Annotated in this window: 3 protein-coding genes; 1 reads left to right on the forward strand and 2 read right to left on the reverse strand. The window is 73.1% G+C overall.

Features of this window, described 5'->3' with window-relative positions; genetic code table 11:
- Window positions 1-378 (reverse strand): FadR/GntR family transcriptional regulator (locus tag PROKR_RS11510; protein WP_036963193.1); only part of this gene is annotated, 378 nt, incomplete at its 3' end.
- 106 nt (window positions 379-484) lie between these two features.
- Complete coding sequence (locus PROKR_RS11515) at window positions 485-1,708, reverse strand: FAD-dependent monooxygenase (RefSeq protein ID WP_036963194.1); 1,224 nt, start codon at window positions 1,706-1,708, stop codon at window positions 485-487.
- 196 nt (window positions 1,709-1,904) lie between these two features.
- Here PROKR_RS11515 and PROKR_RS11520 point away from each other — a divergent pair.
- A partial coding sequence (locus tag PROKR_RS11520) for a GntR family transcriptional regulator (protein ID WP_036963196.1) occupies window positions 1,905-2,086 on the forward strand: 182 nt, incomplete at its 3' end.

Raw genomic sequence — 2,086 nt, forward strand, 5'->3', positions numbered from 1 at the left:
CGCGGCCTCCAGCCGCTGCAGGGCGGCGGCGTCGCGGGCGCTCGCGGCGAGCGCGGCGATGCCGGGCTCGATCACCAGGCGGGCCTGGACGAGCTCGATCACCGAGGAGCGCGTGATGTGTGGCCGGTGCGGGTTGGCCAGCACGGACCGTTCGATGCCCGGGCCGATATAGGTGCCGGAGCCGTGCCGCAGCTCGACCACGCCGGTGGCCTCCAGCCGCCGCAGCGCCTCCCGGACGGTGGGCGTCGTGACGGCGAAGCGCTTGGCCAGGTCGCGGGAGGACTCCAGCACGTCGCCGGGGCCGAGGCTCTCGGAGCGGATCAGCTGGACGATGTCGTCCGCGAGCTGCTCGGAGAAGGAGGCTCTACCTTGAGTCATGGAAGTGACTAAATCACTTGATCACCGATTCGGTCAAGGTTGACCACAGCGGTTGCTGCCAGAACTGGGCTTCCTCCGGCAGCAGCTGCTGTGGTCAACCACGCGGCTAGCGGCCGACCGCGAGGGCCGCGTAGTCCGGGAGGGCGATCTGGTCCACCGCCTTGTCGATGCCGCCCATCATCATGCTCGCCAGCGGCGTCCTCAGCAGCGCACCCATGACCGCCGTGCGGGCCTTGATCTCGAGCCGCGTGGGCGGCAGGAACCCCCGCGCGCCGCCCGGGAGCTGCTTCATGTTGACGGCGGCGTACGGCCGGACCAGCGCCTCGTAGGCGGGGAACGCGACGGCGGGGTCGCCGCCCGCCCGTGCGAGCTCGCCCGCCAGCACGTACGCGCCCACCAGGGCGAGCGAGGTGCCCATGCCGACGGACCCGGCGGTGCACGCGTCGCCCAGGAGCGCGACGCGCCCGCGGTGCCACGAGGGTATCTCGATCCTCACGTGCCGGTCGAAGTAGAAGTCGTCGGCGCGCTCCATCGCCGCCAGCAGGCGCGGCACCTCCCAGCCCTCCCCCGCCAGCACGCCGGCGACCAGACGCTTCTGCCCGGCGACGTCGCGCCGGTCGTACTCGAGCGGGTCCCCCGCGAAGTGCACCATGCCGCGGGCGCCCCCGTGCGCCGGGTACAGGAGCACGTTGCGCCCACCGACGCCGTTGCCGGCCGGCATCGAGTACAGCAGCTCCCAGCCGTCCAGCCCCCAGGTGTCGGCGCCGCCCGCGGGCTCGGCGGTGAACACCGCGCGGTGGTACCCGGAGTCGACGGCCCGCCAGGCGCCGTCGAAGGCCAGACGGCGCGTGGTGGAGAAGACACCGTCCGCGCCCACCACGAGGTCGAACCGGCGCGGGGCGGACCGCTCGAAGGTGACGTCGACGCCGTCGGGCCGCTGGTCGAGCGCGGTGACGCTGTCGTCGAAGAGGTACTCGACGCCGTCGGCGGCGTCCATGATGATCCGCATGAGGTCGCCGCGCAGGATCTCGATGTCCGCGATCACGCCGCCCGAGTGGCCGAACATCTCGGCGGGCAGCTCCATGGTGCGCCGACCGGCGGCGTCGAGGTAGGCGATGCCCTTCACGCCCGTGTGGGCGGCGCGGACCTGCTCGGTGATGCCCATGCGGTCCAGCACGGCGCGGGCGGCGCCCCGCACGTCGATGCCCTGGCCGCCCGGGCGGGGCCCGGGGGCACGCTCGACCACGGTGACGTCGAAGCCGTAGCGGCGGAGCCAGAAGGCGAGGGCGGGGCCGGCGACGCTGGCGCCGGAGACGAGGACGTGGGTCATGGCTGCTCCCTGTTCGAAGGCTGGGCCCGCCGGGTTCGGCGAGCGGCTTCGTACACCGTACGAACCGTCCTATGCTGGGTAAAGGAAGCGGTAGTGCACCAGGTAGTGCACTTGGCGAACGCCCAGGTCAGCGGGTCGCACGCCAGCGAGAGGCCGCCCGGGTGCACTAGTACAGCGCGAGTACAGGGAGCCGCAGATGACCAGCACGTCCGAGCGCATCGCCGACGAGATCCGCGCCAGCATCCGGTCGGGCGAGCTCGCCCCCGGCACCCCGGTGCCGTCCACGCGCCGCATCGTCGCCGAGCACGGCGTCGCCATGGCCACGGCGAGCCGGGTGCTCGACGCCCTGCGCCGCGACGGGCTCGTCGAGGTGCGGCG

It is taken from the genome of Promicromonospora kroppenstedtii DSM 19349, assembly GCF_000515355.1.
Lineage (GTDB): Bacteria > Actinomycetota > Actinomycetes > Actinomycetales > Cellulomonadaceae > Promicromonospora > Promicromonospora kroppenstedtii.